General features: G+C 43.5%; 20 protein-coding genes. 18 read left to right on the top strand and 2 right to left on the bottom strand.

The genetic code is table 11. From position 1 onward, the window contains the following. Nucleotides 1-87: 87 nt before the first annotated feature. Together BP97_RS37055 and BP97_RS0120960 are read right to left on the bottom strand one after the other, a co-directional pair. A complete protein-coding gene (locus BP97_RS37055) occupies nucleotides 88-2,838 on the bottom strand; it encodes a right-handed parallel beta-helix repeat-containing protein (protein WP_051620841.1) in 2,751 nt (916 codons plus the stop codon). A 39-nt stretch (nucleotides 2,839-2,877) separates the two neighbouring features. Continuing rightward, the gene (locus BP97_RS0120960; protein ID WP_028550858.1) at nucleotides 2,878-3,717 is read right to left on the bottom strand and encodes a fibronectin type III domain-containing protein; all 840 of its coding nucleotides are present in this window, start codon (nucleotides 3,715-3,717) and stop codon (nucleotides 2,878-2,880) included. 317 nt (nucleotides 3,718-4,034) lie between these two features. Between BP97_RS0120960 and BP97_RS0120965 the strand changes: the two genes are divergently transcribed. From BP97_RS0120965 to BP97_RS0121050, 18 genes are all read left to right on the top strand, one after another. Continuing rightward, the gene (locus tag BP97_RS0120965) at nucleotides 4,035-4,796 is read left to right on the top strand and encodes a YveK family protein (protein ID WP_028550859.1); all 762 of its coding nucleotides are present in this window, start codon (nucleotides 4,035-4,037) and stop codon (nucleotides 4,794-4,796) included. Further along, a complete protein-coding gene (locus BP97_RS0120970) occupies nucleotides 4,777-5,445 on the top strand; it encodes a CpsD/CapB family tyrosine-protein kinase (RefSeq protein WP_028550860.1) in 669 nt (222 codons plus the stop codon). Before BP97_RS0120965 ends, BP97_RS0120970 begins: the two co-directional genes overlap by 20 nt. A 64-nt stretch (nucleotides 5,446-5,509) precedes the next feature. After that, nucleotides 5,510-6,787, top strand: a complete 1,278-nt coding sequence (locus tag BP97_RS0120975) for an efflux RND transporter periplasmic adaptor subunit (RefSeq protein ID WP_028550861.1) — start codon at nucleotides 5,510-5,512, stop codon at nucleotides 6,785-6,787. A gap of 26 nt (nucleotides 6,788-6,813) precedes the next feature. Continuing rightward, nucleotides 6,814-8,526, top strand: coding sequence for a hypothetical protein (locus BP97_RS0120980; RefSeq protein WP_028550862.1), 1,713 nt, complete (start codon nucleotides 6,814-6,816; stop codon nucleotides 8,524-8,526). 301 nt (nucleotides 8,527-8,827) lie between these two features. After that, nucleotides 8,828-10,768: a lasso peptide isopeptide bond-forming cyclase gene (locus tag BP97_RS0120985; protein ID WP_028550863.1), complete on the top strand. Its 1,941-nt coding sequence runs from the start codon at nucleotides 8,828-8,830 to the stop codon at nucleotides 10,766-10,768. Between the two features lie 15 nt (nucleotides 10,769-10,783). Beyond that, on the top strand, nucleotides 10,784-10,939 hold the full coding sequence (locus BP97_RS40275; protein WP_156043271.1) for a paeninodin family lasso peptide: 156 nt from the start codon (nucleotides 10,784-10,786) through the stop codon (nucleotides 10,937-10,939). A 145-nt stretch (nucleotides 10,940-11,084) separates the two neighbouring features. Then, the gene (locus tag BP97_RS0120995; protein ID WP_028550864.1) at nucleotides 11,085-12,011 is read left to right on the top strand and encodes a phosphoenolpyruvate carboxykinase (ATP); all 927 of its coding nucleotides are present in this window, start codon (nucleotides 11,085-11,087) and stop codon (nucleotides 12,009-12,011) included. Nucleotides 12,012-12,014: 3 nt separating this feature from the next. Continuing rightward, nucleotides 12,015-12,314: a lasso peptide biosynthesis PqqD family chaperone gene (locus BP97_RS0121000; RefSeq protein WP_028550865.1), complete on the top strand. Its 300-nt coding sequence runs from the start codon at nucleotides 12,015-12,017 to the stop codon at nucleotides 12,312-12,314. After that, nucleotides 12,302-12,766, top strand: coding sequence for a lasso peptide biosynthesis B2 protein (locus BP97_RS0121005; RefSeq protein ID WP_028550866.1), 465 nt, complete (start codon nucleotides 12,302-12,304; stop codon nucleotides 12,764-12,766). Before BP97_RS0121000 ends, BP97_RS0121005 begins: the two co-directional genes overlap by 13 nt. An 11-nt stretch (nucleotides 12,767-12,777) precedes the next feature. After that, nucleotides 12,778-13,965, top strand: coding sequence for a nucleotidyltransferase domain-containing protein (locus tag BP97_RS0121010; protein ID WP_028550867.1), 1,188 nt, complete (start codon nucleotides 12,778-12,780; stop codon nucleotides 13,963-13,965). An 11-nt stretch (nucleotides 13,966-13,976) separates the two neighbouring features. Then, complete coding sequence (locus BP97_RS0121015) at nucleotides 13,977-15,791, top strand: ABC transporter ATP-binding protein (RefSeq protein WP_028550868.1); 1,815 nt, start codon at nucleotides 13,977-13,979, stop codon at nucleotides 15,789-15,791. 157 nt (nucleotides 15,792-15,948) lie between these two features. After that, entirely contained in the window at nucleotides 15,949-16,698 is a 750-nt protein-coding gene (locus BP97_RS0121020) for a glycosyltransferase family 32 protein (RefSeq protein WP_036746304.1), read from the top strand. A 9-nt stretch (nucleotides 16,699-16,707) separates the two neighbouring features. After that, on the top strand, nucleotides 16,708-17,901 hold the full coding sequence (locus BP97_RS0121025) for a glycosyltransferase (RefSeq protein WP_028550870.1): 1,194 nt from the start codon (nucleotides 16,708-16,710) through the stop codon (nucleotides 17,899-17,901). Nucleotides 17,902-17,947: 46 nt separating this feature from the next. Further along, a complete protein-coding gene (locus tag BP97_RS0121030; protein ID WP_028550871.1) occupies nucleotides 17,948-18,982 on the top strand; it encodes a glycosyltransferase family 2 protein in 1,035 nt (344 codons plus the stop codon). A gap of 41 nt (nucleotides 18,983-19,023) precedes the next feature. Then, nucleotides 19,024-20,184: a polysaccharide pyruvyl transferase family protein gene (locus tag BP97_RS0121035; RefSeq protein ID WP_028550872.1), complete on the top strand. Its 1,161-nt coding sequence runs from the start codon at nucleotides 19,024-19,026 to the stop codon at nucleotides 20,182-20,184. 15 nt (nucleotides 20,185-20,199) lie between these two features. After that, nucleotides 20,200-21,390 carry a glycosyltransferase gene (locus tag BP97_RS0121040; RefSeq protein ID WP_028550873.1) on the top strand — a complete coding sequence of 397 codons (1,191 nt, stop codon included), beginning with the start codon at nucleotides 20,200-20,202 and terminating at the stop codon, nucleotides 21,388-21,390. Nucleotides 21,391-21,408: 18 nt separating this feature from the next. After that, a complete protein-coding gene (locus BP97_RS0121045; RefSeq protein WP_028550874.1) occupies nucleotides 21,409-22,590 on the top strand; it encodes a glycosyltransferase in 1,182 nt (393 codons plus the stop codon). Nucleotides 22,591-22,608: 18 nt separating this feature from the next. After that, a complete protein-coding gene (locus BP97_RS0121050; protein ID WP_028550875.1) occupies nucleotides 22,609-23,796 on the top strand; it encodes a glycoside hydrolase family 88 protein in 1,188 nt (395 codons plus the stop codon). Nucleotides 23,797-23,799: the final 3 nt, after the last annotated feature.

The raw sequence follows: 23,799 nt of genomic DNA on the forward strand, positions 1-23,799 counted from the left end.
GAATCATACATCAAATAAGGATGTTTGAGAATGTCTTTTTTTAAAGATTAAAAAATAAAAAAGCTGCCGTAAACGGCAGCGATTCTACTAAGTGCTTATGGGGCCGAAATTGTTGAATACAGCCAATAGACCGATTTCCTTCCATACGATTGTATTATCTGTGATGGTACTTCCTGATGATGTAGGGAAGACTGGAGGTACGGAACCCGATGTGCCGGCAGTGGTCACCTCGTATACATGCCCCCCGGATTGGATTCGATATCCTAGAGAAAAGGCTTTGGAAGCGGCCCATGCCTGATTAGTAGCGTACCCGCCTGTTGTGCATATCCAGCCTACATAGCCTCCCGGCTTAGGAGTGGAATTATAAATGATTTGCCCGAGAGTGTATTTGCCGCTGACAGGTAACGCATTCATACGATTATCGGAAAGTCCGGAATTAACGTCGACATTATCAATCATCTTAACGGAGGAGCTGGCATCCACTGTAACATTATTGAAAAGACATTTCGTTATTATCATCGACTTATCCATTGTTAGCCAATGAAGCGACAAAGAAGTGTTTTCCAAGTAACTATTGCTTAGGATCGATCGGTTAGAATGATCCTGTTTGTACACGATCGCATTGATAAAGGTTCCGTTGTTAAGATAAGCTTCCTCAAAATTGACTTGAATCCCTTGAAAGAGACCGCTGTCGATATTCACTCTTGAGTAGGCTGTAGTGGAGCCTAGGGTCAGATCTCCGCCCAGTGCTTTTGTTCTTACTTTCATCACCTTAAGATTGCTCAAGTCGCTAGCTTGAAGATTACCGCCGCTCTCAAGTAAAGTGAGGCCCACTATGACATTAGGTCTGCCAACATAATTATCGGGCGCTTTGATAGACACTGGACAGTTCTTCACGGTTACATTATGGATTACGGCACCGGCAACTAGCGTATTAAAGCCTTTACTCCCTGTAGTATCATTCCAGTCGGTCTCAACCGTTATGTTGGAAATGTAGCATCTGCCGTAATTGTAGCGGGAAATATTGAAGCCGGTAACACCTGCATCTGTTATCATAACAGGGCTCCCGCCCTTGGTTTCAGATACTTGGAAGCTCGTGGATGTAATATTGACGGTGTAGTACACTTTATCGACACTAATTCCCGTAGGCACCTTACCGAACCATTGTTCAAAGCAAATTTGAGCTCCGTTGCCCATTCCATGAGGTGCAGTATACGCAAATGTACCTGTAGCTATATTGACAGCAGAAGGCATCCCGAAATAACCGTAGATGCTCGACCCGTAAAACAAGCCGTCCTTGATTTGGCAATTGTCGATAAGAGCTCCTTGAACATCCATTAGATTCAAATTGGCTTTGTTGAACACGCCGCCGTTAACGACATTATTTCCTTTCACAACTAACGTGCACTGGATGAACGTATTATTGAGATACTTAATGTACCATTGATTAGGATAAGAGCTTATTGCTCCTACGTTGTAAGCCTCAAAAGTATTGTTCTGTAGTGTAATCTGAGTTCCATCCGCATTAACAAAGTGTCCTTTGGCATTATGATGAATATAGTTATTGTAAATGTAAATCCGATAATTTGTTTCCAGCCCGTCCTGATTCAAATAAATGCTTTTGTAAGGAATATTGCTTTCGCCGACCATCGACTCCACATCAATACCAAACATAGGAGCAGTTCCGTTCCGAAAGTCGGTCGTTACTCCATCGTCAGCATATCCAATATGGTGAATCGTGTTATTAGCTACGAAGACATCATTGGAACCGCATAGCGACATGCCTTGTCGTCTGCAATGATGGATATCGCAGCCGTGAATATAAATATGCTGTCCCATCTCTTCCTGGGTATATTGGGAGGGATCTTCATAACGGACGCTGATTCCTACAAAGATACCGTCGCCCGTACAATTCGATATCTCAATTCCCTGGACTTCGATGTAATTGGAGCTAAAAACGGCAACGCCATAACCCCCTTCATGAGTGTAATAGGAGTTATCAACCTTGGCGCTAATTTGCGAAATCTGTTCATTTGTGAGTGGCGATGATGTAATATCGATGACGAATACCATCTTGTTATCTTGATCTATGGTATCGAACCATCCTCTACCCGTAGGAGCTGCTGGAGCAAATTCACCATTGGTACGGAAATTGACCAAAGTGTCTTTTGAAACGCTGTCTTTATATTGGTAAAAGCTGTACGTGGTTGTTGTAATACCGTTTATTGACCAGAGTCTGAAGGTGGATAAAAGGCCAGGATTTTGATAGCGATCGATCACTTCACTTCTAATAAAGTTGGGGTTATCATTCAAAGAACCGTCCGCATTAACCCCGCCTCTTACAAATTTGACATACATTTCATATTGGTGAGATGCTTTATCGCCGATAATGGTTCCGCCTGAAACTTTTGCGTGATCGATTTGATCAAAATGAATGATACGATAACTAGGTGACGAGTTTCCTTCCAACTGCAGCACACAGTCATCTTTCATTTCAAAGTGTATGCCGCTCAGCATATAAATAGCGATGCCATTCGGATCAATCTTTAGAGAATAAGTTCCACTAGGTAATAGTACATGATTATACCCGCTGGACTTGGCCCAAGATAGCGCGTCGTTAATTCCTTTGGTCGTAGCGGCCGATTCTGATCCGTCACTATGAATACCCCATTTATCTAATTCTATGACATAAGAATTAGGATTACCGAGGTTGGCATCCAACTCGGCAAGTTTGGTTTTTAAGCTGGTTTCGGGATCTACGTATACCGCATCCGAAACTGTTATCGGATACATATATTCGTTTTGGGCATTTTTTATTTTTTTCAGCTTACCATCCATTATTGCACCACCCCCCGCGTTAGTTTGCTGTCAAGTACTTTATCCGTTGATCCATGTTCCCCCCTGCAGCTTGGCTGTCTGATTATTGCCGCTCGAGTCGGGAACGGCTGTCCCTGTGAACGGTTTCGTGAAATCATATAAAGCAGTCACGACCCCACCCGACATTATCTTTACACTGTAAAGAATTCCTTTCATAGGAATGCTCCCAAGCTGGTTCGCAAATAGGACCAGAATGGACTTGCCAGGTGACTTAAGAACAACCGTAACGGTTATTCGTTGCTGGGTAGGAACAATGGCTGAAATATTTGCTCCAGCGGTCTTGTCTACTCCATTGATAGATACCGACTTCCAAGCGGACTGCAAGTAGTCGTACCCTGAGCTGTTTCTTCCGAAAGCAGATTGAGGAATTCCTCTAGTGGCGTCTAGATAGGAGTTGTAAACCATGCTTTTTGGATCTACCAAAATATCCATAATAACTGTATCGAAAGAGAGGGAGGGAGTCTGAACGTAGTCGGTTGTCCCATTCATGGACAGGGCATAAGTCAATATAGGCGTTGTCACAGATATACTGGCGCCATTGCTCGTTAGTCCATCTTTATTTATAGTTTTTACGGCAAACGTATAGGTTGTTTCTGGATTTAATCCCGTTACATCATACGTTGTGGATGCTGTGCTGCCAACATAGACCGTTCCATTGTATATGCCATATCCTGTCACATCATTTGAAGAGCTTGCAGTCCATGATAACGTAACCAGATTGCCCTGTACTTTGGATGCTGTCAGATTCGTAACATTATCAGGAGGCACCGTGTTGATTACATTTACGGGTTCTAAATCTGACCAGTCCTCATAATAAACAATCGAATTTTGATCTGCCACGAGGATCACCCCTTTGTAATCTTTTATATAGATTATGTTTTCATAGATGGAATGGTGAATTATTATTTCATGCAAAATGGTATTCTAAAGAGAACAAAATAGCAGTAGAACGGGTTCTAGCCTTTTTGTATCTTCTTGTCGGGTAAGAATTAATTCAATTCTGTGAAATATGATACAAAATGGATCAAACAGCGTAAAATCCGGTGTTGACACGATACAAAAAGTGTCATAAAGTATTGACTATAGGCAATGATACAAAAAGTATCAACGGCTTTGGGGCAAAAAATGATATGACTACTTTTCGCTGGGGGAGAATTATGGAAATTAACTTAAGAGAGTATTTTATGATAATAAAGAAGCGCCTTTGGCTAGTCGTTACCATTGTTTTTATATGCACTGCACTAACGGCTGTATACAGCAGCATGAATTATCAGCCGGTCTACATGGCTGCCACTAAGCTGATCGTCAATAAAACCAGCGAGAAGGATCAGCTCGGCAGGGAACAGATAGATTTTGGGGCCATAGGCGTTAATATAGGGTTGATCAACACGTACAAAGAAATCATCAAAACCCCCGCCATCATGGATAAGGTCGTTCAACGTTATCCCGATCTCAACTTAACCGCAGAACAGCTCATCGCAATGACCAACGTAGCAGGATTACATGACACTCAGGTTATGACCATCGTTGCCACTCACTATTCCTATGAAAAAGCAGTAAACATTGTCAATGCCGTCTCGGAGGTTTTCCAATCCGAAATTCCTAAGATCATGAAGGTCGATAACATTACGATTTTAAATAGAGCCAAAATGCAGGACTATCCTGTACCTGTGAATAAAAAATCCAATCAGTACATCATTCTAAGCTTCGCAGCTTCCTTGGTTGTTGCTATCGGGATTGTATTACTGCTGGATGCAATGGATGACACCTTGAAAACAGAAGAAGATGTGCGCCAAATGTTTGCCGTCTCGACGTTAGCGTGTGTACCCAGGATGAAGGGCAAGGATCTAAAGTCAAGTAAAGGAAGGAAGTCTAGAAAGAAAGTAGGAGAGGTACACCATGTCAATACCATCCACTAAATCGGAAATTATGATGGAGACTAACCCCGGTTCACTAGCTTCAGAATCATACCGGTCTTTGAGATTCAATATGGAGACCTTTGCACTAGACCAAGGCATTCAGACGGTTTCATTGACTTCGGCAGGTCGGGGAGAAGGCAAGACGACAACGGCGCTCAACGTAGCAACGGCTTATGCGCAGATCGAAAAGAGGGTTTTGCTGATCGATGCCGACTTACGTAATCCTTCGCTTCATTACACATTTGGTGGCGATAATAGTAAGGGACTAAGCAGCTACCTTATGCATCAAAGCACTCTGGATGAAATTATTGCGCCTACTAACATTCAAAATTTATCTGTCATCCCGGCAGGCGCTGTTCCAACAAATCCGGCGGAGCTTCTGGCATCTAAAGCAATGAAGCAGCTTCTGGAAGAGGTAAAGCCTAGGTACGATATGATTTTTATCGATAGTTCCTCCGTACTGTCATTAACTGATGGCAAAATTGTTGCAGCTCAATGCGACGGAGTCCTTCTAGTCGTGGATCATGGGAAATTAAAGCGACAAGCGGCAAAAAAGGTGAAGGAAGAGCTGGAGCTGGCGAAGGCGAAGCTGCTTGGTGTCGTTTTCAATAAAGTCAATCCTAAAAATGCAGAGTTATTTCTATATTAATCGTTAATGGTGTGATAGATCAGTATCAAAGGAAATGTTGCGAGGAGAGAGGGTAAGAACGCTCATGAGAAGAAAACGGGTTGGGCTGCACCGCCGAAGAGTAAGAACCATCTGCATATTGGCGTTAAGCTTTGTCATTATTGCAGGATGTTCGGAAACCATACCAATAAGTTCCGATGGAAATGCTGCTGCTCAGGCGCAGGCGCTGAAAAGTGTTAAGGTCAGCAAAGTTACCAAGCAAAAAATAGGAGATCCCTTAGTTCATGCCGCCGATGTGCAGTCCTCCGTTCAATTCGATATTGTGGCTAAAGCAGCGGGAGATATCGAGGCTATCCTGAAAGCGCGTGGGGATGTAGTCCAAGAAGGTGACGTTATTGCCAGGCTGAACTCAAGTGAAGCCAAGTTCGAGAAGGAGAAGGCCGCACTTGCAGTTCAGACGGTGCAGGACGCAATTGTAAAAGCGAAGGAAAGAGCGAAAAAAGAGATGGATAATCAGAAGCGGGACCTGAATGACTCCATCAAGAAGCAGGAACAAGCACTAAATGATTTGACCCGCAACTATAATAAAACGAAAAATGACTATGAAGTCGGATTGGCGACAAAGGTTCAGGTATATCAGATGGAGGTTCAATTAAGGAACAGCCGCACGGATCTGGAGCTGCTTAAAGATAAGCTGGCCCGACTAGAGCCGGTAGACACGACGTCGGAGCTGCAGACACAACTGAAAACCACTCAAATGGCACAGCTTCAGGTCGAGCAGTCGTTGACTTATTTGGAAGTAAAAGCACCCGTGAGCGGAGTATTGACGGAGCTTCCGTTTGAAGTCGGCATGAGTATACCGGCAGGCACCAAGATCGGTCTGATTCAGAAGCTGGATCCGATCAAGCTTAAAGCGCAGCTATCCGAGGAAGAGTCTAAGTTTGCCACGGGTAAATCGGAAATGACGTATTACATGCAAGGAGCGGCGCAAAAGTCTAAAGCCAGAATCAGCTTCCTCTCCAAAGTGATTAATCCTGATACCAAAGCCTATGAGATTAACCTGGATGTACCCAATAAAGACATGACTTTAAAGCCGGGGATGAAAGTATGGCTTCAATTAACCGAAGATCAAGATCAAATCGTGTTAACGGTTCCTACGTACAGTGTTGTGAAAGAAGGACAGGATTCTTTTGTCTTTGTCCTCACCGGAGATACCGTTGAAAAACGTTTGGTACAGCTTGGACGGTTAAATGATTCTACTCAGGAGATTCTTTCAGGTGTTAAAGAAGGAGAGCAGGTCGTCGTTTCCAATCCAGGTCAATTAAAAGATAAAGAGCAGGTACAACGTACTGCTGTAGAATAGTAAAAATATAATTGGAGTGAACCGTATTGAGAATGAAATGGAAACCAACGTTGCTAATGACCCTTTTAATATTCTCTTTGCTCATTCCCTCCGCTTCTTTCTTGGCTATCGCGGAAGAAGGAGTACCTGTAACGAAAGAATATTCATTGACTTCAACGGTTAAAGCAGCGGTGAAAAGTATTCTGAATGAGCAGGTGGCGGAAGGAACAAGAATAGGCGCAGTCGTTCGATTAACCAATGAAGGAACTCGATTAACTAGAGTACCGGACTATGAAGTAAGGGTTAAAGCAGAAGATGGAGTACTGTATACTCTGCGTCCGAGCGCCGAGAATGTTATTGCCATTCAGCCGAAGGAAACTGTGGAGCTTAGCTATATGATCGTCATTGATCGTGAAGATACGTTCTCATTATCTGAGATATCTTGGGTCGATGTAGATGAATTCGTGTCCCCGAGATCCGAGAAAATGATCGTGTCCATCCCTATCTCTTCTATTGAATGGAGGGGTGATATCGCTGTCTTCTCCGATGCGCTTGCCACGCATTCGTGGGGTGAGAATATGACTATCCAGGTTTTATCTACTTCATTAGAATATAAACCGGTTAGCTTAAGTGAGCAAAATACGCCTCAAGGGCCTAAAACGATTGTTGGGCTGCTTGCCACGAACAAAAGTGACAAGAAGAAAGCCATCCCGGATTTTCGTGTGAACGGAAGATCGGATAAGAAAGTATATACGGGTGTAAGACTGGAGAAGGATCCGATTGTGCTTGGACCCGGAGAGCAGCAGTATATCCACTATGCTATTCCTGCCGGAAAAAAGGAAGAGTTAATTGGATTAACCGTTCTTACCCCTGAAAGCTTTGCAACGGATGATAAAACCAAGATCGAATACTTGATCGGCCAGTTCAATGTAGCTCTCCCACAGGATGGCGGTGTCGTTAGCGAGGCGGATCAACCCAAAATGTACGTCTGGAACAGCCCGATTCAGTTTGATCCGTTGAACAACGTCGTTCAACCAGAGGTTAGTGTCTCTATGGTTACTCTTCAAATGCATGAAAGTGTGGGAGGCGGATTTAAAGCGGCTGTCGCCAAATTCAAGCTGACCAATCGGAGTGACCGGCCTATGCCTGTCCCTAAATTTCAAGCACAATTGATGGGTGTTGGCGGTACCAAATATACGGGGACTCGACAAACTGCCGTAGTAGAAACGCTTATTCCTAATGTCAGCTATGTGATGTACTATTCCTTTGTCCTTCCTAGCAATGAGAAGGGCGAGCAGTTGACTATGGACATATTGGATAGTGAAAGTGTTGCCCCGTATAACATTCCTATTGCCACGTTTAAAACGATGGTTAAAAAGGAAAAGTCAGAGGATACAGGTCTGTCCTTTTATCCTTTCAATGTCAAGATTAACAGTTGGAAAAGTGAAGTATTCTACGGCTCTGCAAGAGAAAGCTTCCCTTATTCCTATAAGCTGAGCATCGACATGGATGTCAGCCTCCAAGAAGAGGTCGTCGTCGATCAAAACTTCCCTAAACTGAAGGTGGAGCTAGTTGATGACAAAGGAAAAGTCATAGGATCCAAGACGCTTCCTTTCATTGGGGAAAACCGGGTTGCTACGGGAACGCAAACCGTTAATATGGACTCTGTTCTATATGAATTTTCTAATTCTCTTCGTGTTTACGAGACGATTGACACGCCTTATGGTCAGGCAGACCGACTGATTGCGACACTTCAATAAACTTATCTACATGCATCCCTAGGGGAGGATTGCTTTCTTATACGCAGTTGCTCCCTCGGGAATAATATATCAATGTAAATCCAAACCAAAGCCAAAAATATTATTTACAATAACTGGTTGACACCAAAGCAGTAAGATGCTATCCTAAAAATGTTCTTAATAAAGAACGAATCAAGATCGTTATAGATAACAAATCGGAGAATAAAAAGGTTGAATTCAACGGTTTTGTTACTTTTTTTAAAATGATAATTCGTTATTAAGAACAACATCCTGCCTATCTTACAGTGTTGCGGAGGGGAACATGAGCGCCATAACTGGAATATATCATTTCACTCAAGAACCGATACCTACGGAGCACGGACTAACGCTGATGTCCGGTCTACAGCAATTCCCTTCGGACTCCATTCATACTTGGAGAAATGAACATGTATTCTTAGGCTGCCATGCTCAATACATTACACCCGAATCGGCACATGAACTCTTGCCCTATTATGATACTGAAAGACAGCTGGTAATAACAGCTGATGCTATCATCGATAATCGAGAATCCTTATTTCAGCTGCTGCAGATTGATTATGGCAGAAGAAGTACAATAACGGATAGTGAATTGATTTTGCTGGCATATGATAAATGGGAAGAAAATGCCCCGCAGTATTTAGTAGGCGATTTTGCTTTCATGATTTGGGATTTGCGCAATGGACGATTATTCGGAGCGAGAGATTTTTCCGGCAGCCGAACTTTATACTACTACCACGATCATCAGCGATTCGCCTTCTGTACTACAATCCAGCCCCTCTTGTCCTTGCCTTACACGAAGACAACACTTAACGAGCAATGGCTTGCCGAATACCTGGCTATCATTGGAATGGTCGACGTAGTGGATGCCTCAACCACCGTGTATCGAGATATTGCTCAATTGCCGCCTTCTCACAGCATTACTATTGCAGGAAGTAAGGTGACGCTGAAGCGATATTGCACATTAACTTCGAGAGAACGGTTGAAGCTGAAATCTAACGAAGAATACATTGAAGCTTTTCAGGAAGTTTACCAGGAAGCCGTCACATCGCGGCTGCGTACGAACCGTCAGGTCGGTGCGCAATTAAGCGGGGGATTGGATTCGGGCTCCATAGTCAGCTTTGCTGTTAAAGAACTGAGCAAGAGTGGGAAAACACTTCATACATTCAGCTATGTCCCTCCAAGTGATTTCGAAGATTTTACTCCTGCTCATATATTGACGGACGAAAGACCGTTTATACAATCGATTGTAAAGCATGTCGGAGGAATGAAGGATAGCTACGAGGATTTTGCTGGAAGAGATCCTTATACGGAAATGGATAGTTTCCTGAGCACGATGGAGATGCCGTATAAATTTTTTGAAAACTCCTTTTGGTTAAAGGGGATGTTCGAAAAAGCACAAGAAGCGAATGTAGGTGTGCTGTTAAACGGCGGAAGAGGCAATTTGAGCATTTCCTGGGGTTCGGCCATCGACTATTACGCTACTTTGTTAAAACGTCTCCAATGGGTACGGTTGGCTCAAGAACTGCACTCTTACAGCAAAAATGTGGGCGGCGCCCGTTTACGCAGGCTGCCCGATGTGGCTCGAACCGCCTTTCCAATCATGGATCGCTTATTTCCAACATCGGAGCCCTTTGCCTATCCTATGCTAATTAATCCTGACTTTGCTAAAAAAACAGATGTGTTTAATAAGCTGAAGCAACATGGCATGGACCAATCCGGGTGGTTTTCCTCTCCCAATCTGTTTGAACAAAGAAAAAGCCATTTTGAGGAACTATTTCATTGGAATGCAAGCAATACGCTAGCCACCAAGCTGTCCTTGAACTATGGGATATGGAAGCGGGACCCCACTAACGATCTCCGAGTGATACGCTTCTGTCTATCTTTGCCGGAGGAGCAGTACGTACAAAATGGATTGGATCGCGCACTCATCCGCAGGGCGACCAAAACCTTATTACCGGACAATGTAAGGTTGAACCAATCCATACGAGGTGTTCAGGGAGCCGATTGGGTTCACCGCATGATTCCACATCAATCTGCATTACTCGTGGAACTGGATGAAATGAGTGCAGATCCAACCATATTTGAGCTCTTGAACGGCCCTGTCATAAGGCGAGCTATAGACAAGGTTCGGGCGGGACTCAGGCCTGAGGATGCTACTAATGCCGAACTTAAGTTTTTAATGAGAGGCATAGTTGTCTATCGATTTCTTAAAAAATGGACTTGAAAGGAGGTGAGTAATATGAAAAAAGCATGGCAAAAGCCTGTACTTGAAGTGCTTGATGTAAATCAAACTATGGCATCGACAGTTTACGGTGATTTCACTGACGAAGCTTATGTACCTGGTAAACCGGTTGATCCTAACAACCCAAGCACCTGGAAACGTTTCAACAGCTAATATGAAACAAAGTGAGCTTATACAACCCTTAGGTTAATGTTTGCTTTAAATGGGTATTGTCGGTATTACATATGTTAAAAGCCTTTATACAAACCAACGTATAAAGGCTTTTAATGCAAAAACGGTAGGTAATGGAGTGGAAGTTATGCTACAGACGGAAAATAAGATCGTGTACTCGGCCTTTGGCCTTCGAATTTCAAGCGAGATTCCTTTGCCGGAATTACCGCATATCAGCGAGCCCTCAGATGAACTGGATATTGAAATTCGAAATGGAGACATAGGCAGGTTTGCCGATCAATTATTTGCGACCCCCTTTATGCATGTAGTTGATGAGGGTGCAGTTATGTTCTATGTTCCCGATACCGCGTATTATTCCATACGGGATGGGCGGTTCATAACGGTCTCGCCGGTTCAAGGAGCAGACGAGGATTTAATCCGTCTTTACGTTCTTGGCACCTGCATGGGTGCATTGCTAATGCAAAGAGGAATCCTACCGCTGCATGGCAGCGCAGTAGCCATTCAAGGCAAAGTCTATGCTTTCGTAGGAGACTCAGGAGCAGGAAAGTCTACCTTAGCGTCTGCCTTCCTTAGTCAAGGTTATTCGCTTGTAAGCGATGATTTGATTGCGGTTACCCTTTCTAAAGAAGATCAGAAGCCTATGGTGACCCCTTCGTATCCCCAGCAAAAGCTATGGCAAGATAGCTTGAATCATCTCGGTATGTCATCAAGCGATTTGCGATCCATCTATGGAAGAGAGGATAAGTACTGTATCCCCGTTGCTTCGAACTATGTAACGTCTCCTTTGCCCCTTGCAGGTGTCATTGAACTGGTCAAAACAGAGAATCAACTGCAGGTTGTAAGGATAGAGAAGCTGGATCGTCTACAGACATTATTTTATCATACGTTCCGTCCATTCCTAATTCCACGCTTGGGACTGATGGAGTGGCACTTCCAGTCTAGCTCCGTTATTGCGAATCAAATCTCCATGTATCAACTAAGCAGACCGGAAAGCCAATTCACAGCTCCCCAATTAGTTAACCTAATATTAGATACATTATCGATGGAGGCATAACATATGATCCAAAATCATAAAATCGGCATGCAGGATTGCTTTTCCCAAGTGACAGGAAATATTGTTAGCGACATGGGAGGGGAAAAGGTCATGCTGAGCATAGCCAACAGCAAATATTATAATTTAGGCGAGGTCGGCGGTGAAATCTGGAATTGTCTTACTGAAGCCTCTAGTGTTTCGGCAGAACAAATTGTTGCCGTCCTAATGTCACAGTATGATGTAGAGCAAGTTGAGTGCGAGCAGCAGGTGGTGTCCTTTTTGGAGCATTTGTTGGAGGAAGGTTTAATTAAGTGGGCATCGTAAGTAAGGTAAAGAAGTTCCTTCAGCTAGATATGGCAACGATGCTGCTAATTGCAGAAGCCATCTTTTATTTAGGATGGGCGCGGATGCTTGTGTCCATTCCTTTTGCCAAGGTTGCGCCTTCTTTAGGTGCTCATATGCAGGAAACCTCTAATTCCGAAAGACGCGATGATATAGAGTCGCTAATTAAGGTTCACGATATTATTCGGGTGATGAGTCAGCATACATTCTGGGAAAGCAAATGTCTGGTTAGAGCCATTGCGGCACTAAAAATGCTGGAGAGACGTCACATAGAAAGCACACTCTACCTAGGAACGGCAAGAGACGAGCAGCGCAAGATGATTGCACATGCCTGGCTTCGCAGCGGTCCATTCTATATTACAGGTGCAGAAGAGATGGAACGGTTTCAGGTGGTAGGCACGTTCGCCAAACGGATAAGCGATAAAGGAAATTGAAGGTGAATAGAATGGAAGCTGGTTATCATATGGATGTGTCGTTATTCCCTAATGAGCTGGAACTTATGCTTTCCTTAATCAAGACGGAGGAAGTGAATATCGGCGATACAAGCTATAACAAGGGGCTTACTGATATCGATTGGGCCTTTTTCCTTGAGCTTGCAACCCATCATCGGGTTTTCCCCACATTATACACAAAGCTAAAAAGCATGAATGAACCAGGGATTCCCCCGTATGTCATGCAATCATTGCGAAATGATTATCAACAGAATACATTTCAAATGCTGCATTTAAGCGCCGAGATGGACACCATATGCAAGCTGCTCTCCGATTCGGGGATTCGCTCCCTTGTTTTAAAAGGACCGGTGCTCGCTGCTGATCTTTATGGCGATATATCTCAACGAACATCCGGAGACTTGGATATTCTCATTCCTATCGAAGAGCTGGAGCATGCGGAGCAGCTGCTTGTAAGACAAGGATATGAGAAGGATGAATACATTCAAACGGTATTAAACGATTGGAAGTGGAGACATCATCATATTACGTTCTTCCATCATCATAAAGGGATCAAGGTAGAGATTCATTGGAGATTAGGCCCCGGCCCCGGCAAAGAGCCCAGCTTTCAGGCATTGTGGGAAAGAAGAAGGACCAGTGCAATAACCCGTCATCCTGTCTATTATTTAGGGAGAGAGGATTTATTTTTATTTCTTGTTTCCCACGGTGCACGACATGGATGGTCCCGGCTTCGTTGGTTGTTGGACATTGATCGTATGGTTAAGCAAAGCATGGATGTACGGAAGCTTCGACGATTGCTTAAGCAATATGAGCACCTGCATATAGGAGCGCAAGCCTTGATACTCGCATCGCAGCTTCTTCATACTCCTTTAACAGAGGAGATGAGGACCTTAGCGCAGGGACAGCGTGCAAGAAATCTAGCCCAAGAAGCATTGTTCTATATCCGGCAGATGATTAACCTTCATACCGATCCAATACCGTATGAGGTATCAGAGTATCATAAAAAGCATCTGTTTTCATTGATGTCGAATCATCGTAAGCTGCTATTTATTTTGAATTTCTTTTATCCGTACCCAGAGGATGCTAACACACTGGCGCTGCCTAAATATCTTCACTTCCTTTATTTTCCTCTACGTCCCTTCTTATGGGTCTGGAGAAAAACGAAAAAGGTTGCCTTATCTTGAGGAGGAACGGAATGGAGCATGTCCTGTATTACACCCGAAAATTACATGCCTACGCAGGTAAAGTGTTGTATATGAATCTTCTAGGCATGACACTGATTGGCTTGCTGGATGGAATAGGCATTTTTTTATTAATTCCTTTGTTAAGCGTCAGCGGCCTTCTGAGCATTCAAACATCAGCCATTCCTTTCATGGGAATGCTGGATTTCCTGAAGGATGTGTCAAGACCGGTCGGTCTGCTCCTGATCCTCGGATTGTACTTTTTATTAGTGGTCGGTCAGGCTGCGATCCAGCGTAACCTTAGCCTAAGGGATGTCCAAATTCATGCCGGTTTTGTCAATCATGTGAGAATGGAAACCTATCAGGCGCTATTACAAGCGAATTGGAGCTTTTTTATTAAAAAAAGAAAGTCAGATCTAATCAACTCGATGACGAACGAGCTGGCACGAGTGACGAATGGGACCTATGTCTTTTTGCAGCTTCTGGCATCGCTGGTATTTATGGTGATCCAGATTGGTATCGCTTTGTGGTTATCGGCAAAGATGACGCTGTTTGTTTTGGCGTGTGGCCTGATAATGGCCTTATTCTCCCGCACATTCATAAGAAAGTTCCGAATGCTGGGAACCCAAACCTCAGATGTAGCAAGAAGCTATATTGGAGGTATTACCGATCACTTCAACGGTATTAAAGATATTAAGAGCAATATGCTGGAACCTTCACGTTACCGTTGGCTCCAGAACTGGAGTGTTACTGTAGCTCAAGAGAGATACGAGCAAGCCAAGCTAGGCTCGCAATCACAGTTTTATTACAAGGCTGCCTCAACTCTGATCATCGCCGTGTTCATATACTTCTCCGTCACGTTGTTCCAAACTCAAGGTGAGCAGCTGCTCCTGATCATTATGATATTCTCCAGGCTTTGGCCCAGATTTACTGGAATACAATCCAATTTAGAACAAATCGCCGCTGCGATCCCCGCCTTTACATCTTTAACCGAGCTGCAAAAGGAATGCATGGAAACAAGGGAAGTCAGTATCGGCACTCTCGACTACAATCAAGTGAAGCCGCTACGTATACAAGAAGGCATTGAATGCAAGGACATTTATTTTAGATATGACAAAAATTCACCCATCTATGCTCTTGAACATATTCAGTTAAGCATTGGCTCGAATCAAATGACAGCTATCATAGGCCGGTCGGGAGCAGGTAAAAGTACATTGATCGATATTATCATGGGACTGCTGCAGCCGGACCATGGCCAGGTTCTAATCGATGGAGTTCCGTTGACCAAGGATAACTTGTTACGTTTAAGAAAAGCGATCAGCTATGTCCCTCAGGACCCGTTTTTGTTTAATGGAACCATTAGGGAAAATCTGCTCCTCATGAATCCCAACTCCACTGAAGAAGAGCTGTGGGAAGCCATTCAATTTGCCGCAGGGGAATTTGTGAGTCGACTGCCCCAAGGCTTGGATACGCTTATAGGTGACAGAGGAGTCAGGCTGTCAGGCGGAGAACGCCAGCGTTTAGTTTTGGCAAGAGCCATCTTAAGGAAGCCATCGATTCTTGTACTGGATGAAGCAACAAGCTCTTTGGACACAGAGAACGAGGCTAAAATTCAAGAGGCATTGGAAAGACTAAAGGGAACCATGACGATCATCGTGATAGCGCACCGCTTGTCGACCATTCGTAACGCGGACCAAGTCATTGTATTAGATGAAGGAGCTATCGTTCAAAGAGGCGGCTTTAATCAATTGGCAAAAGAAAGAGGCAAAGTGTTCGCTCATTTGTTAGGCAGTCAGTTCCAGGATTCGACAATGATTTCACAAAAGTAAAATTTTGTATTGACATGTTCGTTATAAAGAATTACCATGAAGTAAGAAGCAATAATAGTGCTGTTCGGGGTGAAAATGGTGGTGACACCTTCATTTTTTTGTCCAGTCGTTCTTTATAGAGAATTAATCATCTGAATATAAGGAGGAACACGAAGTGATCGCGAATCACCATCCAACCCGTCAAATACCAAGAGTCATTCATTATTGCTGGTTCGGCGGCAAAGAGAAGCCCGATATCGTGAAGCGATGTATTCAAAGCTGGCAGCAGCATCTACAGGGCTATGAAATATTTGAATGGAACGAAGAAAGCTTTGATATAAACACGAATTTATACACTAAACAGGCTTATGAAGCTGGGAAATTTGCATTTGTCAGCGATTATGTAAGAGTTCACGCTTTATACCATTTTGGCGGTATCTATATGGATACGGACGTTGAAGTATTCAAGTCTTTTGACGATCTGCTGCATCATGCATCGTTTTGGGGATTTGAACAGGAGAATTACATAGCGACAAGTACGATAGGTGCAGCAAAGGGGAATAAGCTTATTCAACGCTTCCTGGAATCCTATGATGGTAAGAGCTTCATTAAAGCAGATGGCACGCATGATGATTTAACCAATGTTGCTATCGTAACGAAGATGCTGGAGGAGCTTGGTCTGAAACCGGATGGACAGTACCAGGAGATGGAAGGAATAGGCGTCTTTTATCCACAAACGTATTTTTCTCCTTATGACTATATTAACTGCAGGAAGTTTATTACAGAAAATACATATGCCATGCATCACTATCATAAAAGCTGGCTGTCCCCAAAAGCAAGGCTTAAAAGCAAGGTGAAAACGATAGCGGCCCAATGGATTGGCGGGGACAATATTGCGAGACTGAGAAAATTGGTATCCAAAATGTAGGGGGTCATGATGAAGAACATATTGGTTGCCTCCTATGACATGGAAGTTGGAGGAGTAGAGCGGAGTCTTGCCAGTATGCTGGAGCACTTCGATTATGAACAATATTCGGTTGATCTGATGCTCCATAGACATAAGGGCGATTTTATGAACCTACTGTCTCCTAAGGTGCGCTTGATCGATGAAATTCCGGAGTATGCGACGTTTCGCAAGTCCATTGCGGAGACGATCAAAGACAGGCATTACAGGATCGGGATATCAAGGGTTGCATCCAGAGTGAGTGCAGGACTCCTCGGGAAAATTCGCAATATGGCGGAACCGGGATACTATCAAATGCAGCTGATGTGGAAGTACGCGCTGCCTTATTTGCCGAGCCTGGAAAAACCATATGATGTCGCGATCAGTTATTTGTGGCCGCATTATTTTGTCGCAGAGAAAATTCATGCCCGACAAAAAATAGCTTGGATTCATACGGATTATTCCAATATTGATACCGACATATCGCTGGATCTTCGGATGTGGAATCAATTTGACCTCATTGTAGCTGTGTCGGATGCTTGCCAAGCTTCATTTCTTGGGAAATATCCTTCGCTAGAGCCAAAAGTCATCGTTATGGAGAACATCACATCACCGGAATTTATAAGAACAATGGCCAACAAGGAAGCTGCTGAACCTATAGAGAGTGACAGCCGTTTCACCCTGATTACGGTCGCCCGATTGTCTCATGCCAAAGGGATCGACAATGCAGTAAGAGCCCTGAAGCTCCTGAAGGATAAAGGCTATGACGATATCGCGTGGTATGTAGTCGGGTATGGTGGAGATGAGGCTATGATACATCAATTAATAGCAGAGCATAAGCTGGAGGACCGCTTTATTTTATTAGGCAAAAAAACAAATCCTTATCCGTACATGAAGGCAGCCAATCTCTATGTACAGCCATCACGCTATGAAGGTAAAGCCGTTACGGTCACCGAGGCTAAGATCTTAGGTAAGCCGGTTCTGATTACCAACTATCCTACCGCAGGCAGTCAGGTAGATAACGAAGTCGATGGAGTGATCTGTGATTTGAATGTTGAGGGAATAGCCGAGGGCATCGAGAGAATGTATAAGAAGCAGGAGCTGAGGGTGCAGCTGATGGACAATATTAAGGATAAGGATTACGGAAACTCCTGTGAATTAGAAAAGCTATACCGGCTCATTGGATAAGGCCTTTAGACTATAGAGAGATTTTAGTTGCGGAGTGATTAGAGACATGAGTATCAAAGTAAGCGTGATTGTACCGGTGTATAACGCAGAGCAGTACATAGCCCATTGTATTGAATCCTTGTTAAACCAGACGCTTGAGGAATGTGAGTTTATCTTTGTAAATGACGGCTCGAAGGATCAAAGCGGGCAGGTCATTGAGGAGTATAGCAAAACGGATTCAAGAATTAAGCTGGTCCATCAATCGAACCAAGGAGTAAGCGCAGCCAGAAATGCAGGATTACAGGAAGCCACAGGAACCTATATCGGTTTCGTGGATGCCGATGATTATGTAGACAAGGACATGTATGAAGTACTCTACAACACAGCAATCGAGAGCGATTACGACGTGGTTATTTCCAATTTTGAAAGTGAGATTGAGGGTCATAAGGTGATAACCACTTATCCGTTCCCACTCGGGACGGTTCTGAAGAAAGATTATATCGAGCAAGAAGTTTTAACTTATTTCCTCAAATCAGATCAATTGAATACCGTCTGCAGTAAATTGTATAAAAACAAACGGATACAAGATTATAAAGTCAAGTTTCCCGAGAAAGTAGCATTAGGGGAAGACGGATTGTTTAATATGCAATTTTTTAGACATGCGGATCGCATTCAATATATAGACTATACCGGGTACCATTATCGCGAAGTCGTTGGAAGCGCAACAAGAAATATTTTAGAAAAAGACTACTTTAAGCGGGCTTTAGAAGTGTACACATTAGACATCCCAGAGATGTACTTAACCACATTGGATAAGATGAGGATCCAGCAGCTGCGATCCATCAAGCTTATTAACAGTGTCATGTCCTATATTTACGTATACTTCAAATCATCGAATGAGATCAGCTTTCGCCAAAGAATGAAGTACGTCAATAACATGATTAATGATCCGTGTGTGAGGGAAGCGTTGCCCTACTTCTACAGCGAAATGTATACCTCCTTGGGGACATATGAGAAATTTCTTGCCGATATGATTCGAAAAAGATTCACGCTGGGTCTGTTTGTTGCCACCACTTACAGCAGGTTAAGAAATAAAGCTTAGCTGTAAGGAGCGCTGCATAATTCAAAGGAGGAGCTTAAGAAATGAAGATTATGATGTTTGCCCACGATGGGAGTCTGAACAGGGGATGCGAGGCCATTGTACGCTCATCGACCCATATCATTAAGGAAAAGATTCAAGGCGCCAAGGTTTACTTGGCATCAGGGAAGCCTGACACGGACAAGGTGATCTCGAAGCTGGACGGCATTTATGACGGTTCTGCCCGCGGAATCAAGAAGTTTTCCTATGATTGGTTTCTTTCGGCAGTCAAGGTAAAGCTGTTCCAGGATGAGACCTATGCACTCGGTAAAATTCATAACAATATTGTGAAGCATATTCCTAACATGGACGTCTGTTTATCGATTGGGGGGGACAACTATTGCTACGGGGAGCAGCCGGGCTGGTATGAAATTAACCGCAGGGTGAAGGCCTCGGGCAAGAAACTCGTATTATGGGGCTGCTCTATAGGGGAAGAAGATATGTCCGATAGAAAGCTGCAAGATCTTCGCTTGTTCGATCTGATCCTCGCCCGTGAAACGTTGACCTACGATATGCTGGTTGCAAAGGGGCTAACGAACGTCAAGCTGTGTGCGGATTCTGCGTTTACGATGGAGAAGGAAGAGCTGGAACTGCCGGCAGGCTGGCAAGAAGGCAATACGGTAGGGCTTAATTTCAGTCCATTAGTATGGAAGAAAAATAAAGAGTCCAGAACAGCCGTGAAGGACCTTATCCAACACATCCTTGATACGACAGATATGGCCATCGCCCTAACCCCCCATGTTATGGAAGGCGGTAACAATGATTATGAGGTTCTTCAGCAATACTATGAGGAGTTCAAGCACACCCATCGGGTCATCCTGCTGCCTAATCATTTAACTGCTATCCAATATAAAGGCTACATATCCAGAATGAGATTTTTTATCGGAGCTAGAACGCATGCGACCATAGCGGCATATTCCAATTACGTTCCAACGATGGTGCTTGGCTATAGCGTTAAGTCTAAGGGCATATCGAAGGATATTTTTGGTGAAGAAAAATTGGTATTAAGTATTGATCAAATATCGAACAGCTTCATGTTGAAGGCGAAATTTGATGAGATGATCAAAGAAGAAGGGCTGATTAAGCAAAAGCTTCAGGCATCGATCCCCCGCATTAAAAAGATGTCCTACAAGGCTGTTGAGTATTTAGATAAGCTAGTTCAATAAAAAGAGGGTTATAGGATGAAGAAGAACTTACTTTTTGTTATGCCAAGCCTGACAGCCGGTGGCGGAGAGAAAAGTTTAGTGAATTTGTTATCACAAATTGACTATAAAGCCTATAATGTGGACTTATTTCTATTCAGCCAAACCGGGGTATTCATTAATTCCCTGCCGAAAGAAGTCAATATATTGGGCTTTCCCAACAAATACAATATTTACACTAAAGGCTTGAAGAAGTCGATGGAGGAGTTTCTAGCCAAAGGTCAGGTGACCTTAGCTTACTCCAGACTTATGTTCACGGTGATGAACCGAGTCATCAGAAATACAGACTTTTCAGAGCAATTCACATGGAAATATCAAAGAAAATCATTGGATACATTGGAAAAAGTATATGATGCAGCCATTGGATTTCTTGAGAAATCATCCATTTACTTTGTAGTGGATAAAGTGAAGGCCCGGAAGAAGATCGGATGGATTCATACGAATTACTCCGATTCAGGGATGAGACATCACTATGACGATCCGTATTTCAAGCAGCTGGATCATATCGTAACGGTATCGGAAGAGTGTGCCAAATCACTGAGCGATCATTTTCTTCATTTGAATAATAAAATTAAAGTGATCTACAACATCGTATCGCCGAAGATGATCCATCATTTATCCAATGAGGACATCGATGAAGGTACCATATTTGATACGGAATATACGAACATCGTTACACTAGCTAGATTAAGCCACGAGAAGGGCATCGATCTGGCAATCGAATCCTGCAAATTACTGGTGGGCAAGGGCCACAACATAAGATGGTATGTTCTAGGGGACGGACAGGACAGGGAAAGCTTGGAATCTCTTATCGAGAAGCATCAATTAGGCCCCTATTTCAAGCTTCTTGGAGTTAAGGAAAATCCATATCCGTATATCAAAAAGGCAGATATTTACGTCCAGCCTTCCCGTTACGAAGGTAAATCGATAGCGATCGACGAAGCCAAAATTCTTCAAAAACCCATTGTCGTTACGAACTTTGAAACTGCCAAGGATCAAATTCAACATGGGATCAATGGTGTCATTGTAGATTTATCTCCTGCGGGGATCTCTCAAGGGATTGAGAAGCTGATGGAAGATATCCCATTGAAGAATAGGGTTATTTGTAATCTAGCTATTGAGAAGCTGGGCACGGAGGGAGAAATACGGAAGCTCTACGAAATTTTATGATGCGGGTGGTTGTTGCTTGTGAAGAAGAGAGTTTTGTTTGTCATGAACAATATGCGCTGCGGCGGAGCCGAGAAGGCATTGATTTCGCTGCTGGAAACGATGGATTATTCAGCATACGAAGTTGATTTATTCTTATTCAAGCATGACGGGATATTTATGAACCAAATACCCGAGTCAGTCCATTTATTGGAAGAGCCGGCAGAATACCAGTATTATGATATGTCCATCAAAAGAGCGATTCTTGATTGTGTGAGAAAAGGAAAATTACATATTGCTTTATTCAGAGGCCTTGCAGGCGTGATTTTTAAAAGTGAAAAAAACAGAGTTCGATGTGAACAGAGGGTTTGGAAGTATATATCGAAGTCGTTGAAAAACATAGATAAGCCTTATGATATTGCCGTAGGGTACCTTGAAAAAAATCCGATATATTTTTGCATAGACAAAGTAAAGGCTCATAAGAAGATAGGATTTATTCATAATGACTATGACAAATTGGGCATGGACCCGGAGCTGGATCGCTCTTACTTTGACAAGCTCGACCATTTGGTAACGGTATCTGAAGAATGCGGCCATGTTCTCAAGAATAGATTTCCTATGTATCAGCAAAAGGTGGACGTCATGTATAACATTGTCTCTCCCGCCGCGATATCCAAATTATCGCAGGAGCAGTCCGAATGGGATGATCGTCGCATGAAGCTGGTTTCCGTAGGACGGCTCAATCATCAAAAGGGCTTCGAGCTGGCTGTAGAGACTTGTAAAGAGCTGGTGCATAACGGATATCCCGTCACATGGTATGTCATTGGTGAGGGAGAGGAGCGGGGAATGCTGGAGAAGCTGATAGCAGCTAACAACCTCCAAGATCGCTTTGTGCTCATGGGATTAAAAGAAAATCCGTATCCGTACATAAAAGAAGCAGATATTTATGTGCAGCCGTCCCGGTTTGAAGGAAAATCGATTGCAATAGATGAAGCCAAAATTCTTCACAAGCCCATCGTCGTAACGAACTTCAGCACGGCTAAGGATCAAATTAACGACAGGGAGAACGGCTTGATTGTAGAGATGAACTCTACATCGCTGTTTCATGCTATAAAATCATTGATCGATGACGAGGAGCTAAGACGTAAATTGACGCTCAACTTATCGAGGGAGAAGCTGGGGACCGAATCTGAAATTCATAAATTATATGAACTATTCGCGTAATAGGAAAGGAACGATTCCATGGTGGTTCAAATCTTAAGTGTGGTGTTACTGAGTCTCATTGCTGTAATCATCCTTATCGATGTCATCCCTATGTTCAAGGATTGGGTCAGCAGAATCCATATTGGACGCTACCAAGATAAACAAATGTGGAATAAATCCATTACGACAAGAGGGATTCGTTGGTTGAATAATACCCCTAAGATCAAAGTAACGGACAATACTCGATTCGTTGCTATCGATATGCTTAGAGGGAACTATACGAAAAGTGCGATCCAGCACTGGCAAGAAGCTGCGTTAGTCATGGGACTGGCCGAGTATTTGAAACAAAACGATGATTCGGAAGTCAAGCAGGAAATGACCAAGTTTTTGAATTCAAAGCTGGATAGCTCAGGCCAGTGGATCGAGAAGCCGAAGCAGGTGGATGGAGCCATCCTTGCTTACGCTATTATGAAGCTTGATTTCATTGATACAGATCGTTACAAAGCAGCCTTTGATTATATTTGGGACATGATTCAAGATCACAGGGGACAAGACGGAACAGTGGCATATCGGAAGTTCATGCAAAACTATCGTTATGTAGATACGATTGGATTCATTTGTCCCTTCTTGGTTTCATACGGTATCCGATATCAGAATCAGGAAAGTGTTAACTTGGCTGTAGAGCAGATTAAGGCGTACGAGGACAACGGTATGTTGGATCCTCATTTTATTCCAAGTCATGCTTATCAAGTTGAGAATAAAGTTCCCCTAGGGTTATATGGATGGGGAAGAGGACTTGGTTGGTATGCCATTGGACTTATCGATGCCTGGAACGAGCTGCCGGAAGGGCATCCCCATAAAGCTGCGCTGGAAGCTAGTGTGAAGAAATTCGCAATCGCCGCCAAATCCTTTCAGCAGCCATCCGGGAATTGGAGCTGGACAGTAACTCGAGGAGAGTGCAGGCCGGACTCATCAACAACTGCTACACTTGGCTGGTTTATGCTGCAAGCAGCGAAGATTGAGGAGATTTCTGAGTTATGCGCCAATAGCGCAGACCTAGCTGTTCATTACTTAATGCAGGCTACGCGAAGGAACGGCGCAGTCGATTTTTCCCAAGGAGATACTAAGGATATTGGCGTCTATTCCATGTTATTTAACATACTTCCTTTCACACAAGGATTTTGTATCCGATTAATGAATTCCAAAACCTATTCTAAGGCTGTGTGAGAC

The sequence above is a fragment of the Paenibacillus sp. UNC451MF genome, assembly GCF_000686845.1.
In the GTDB taxonomy this organism is placed as follows: Bacteria; Bacillota; Bacilli; order Paenibacillales; family NBRC-103111; genus Paenibacillus_S.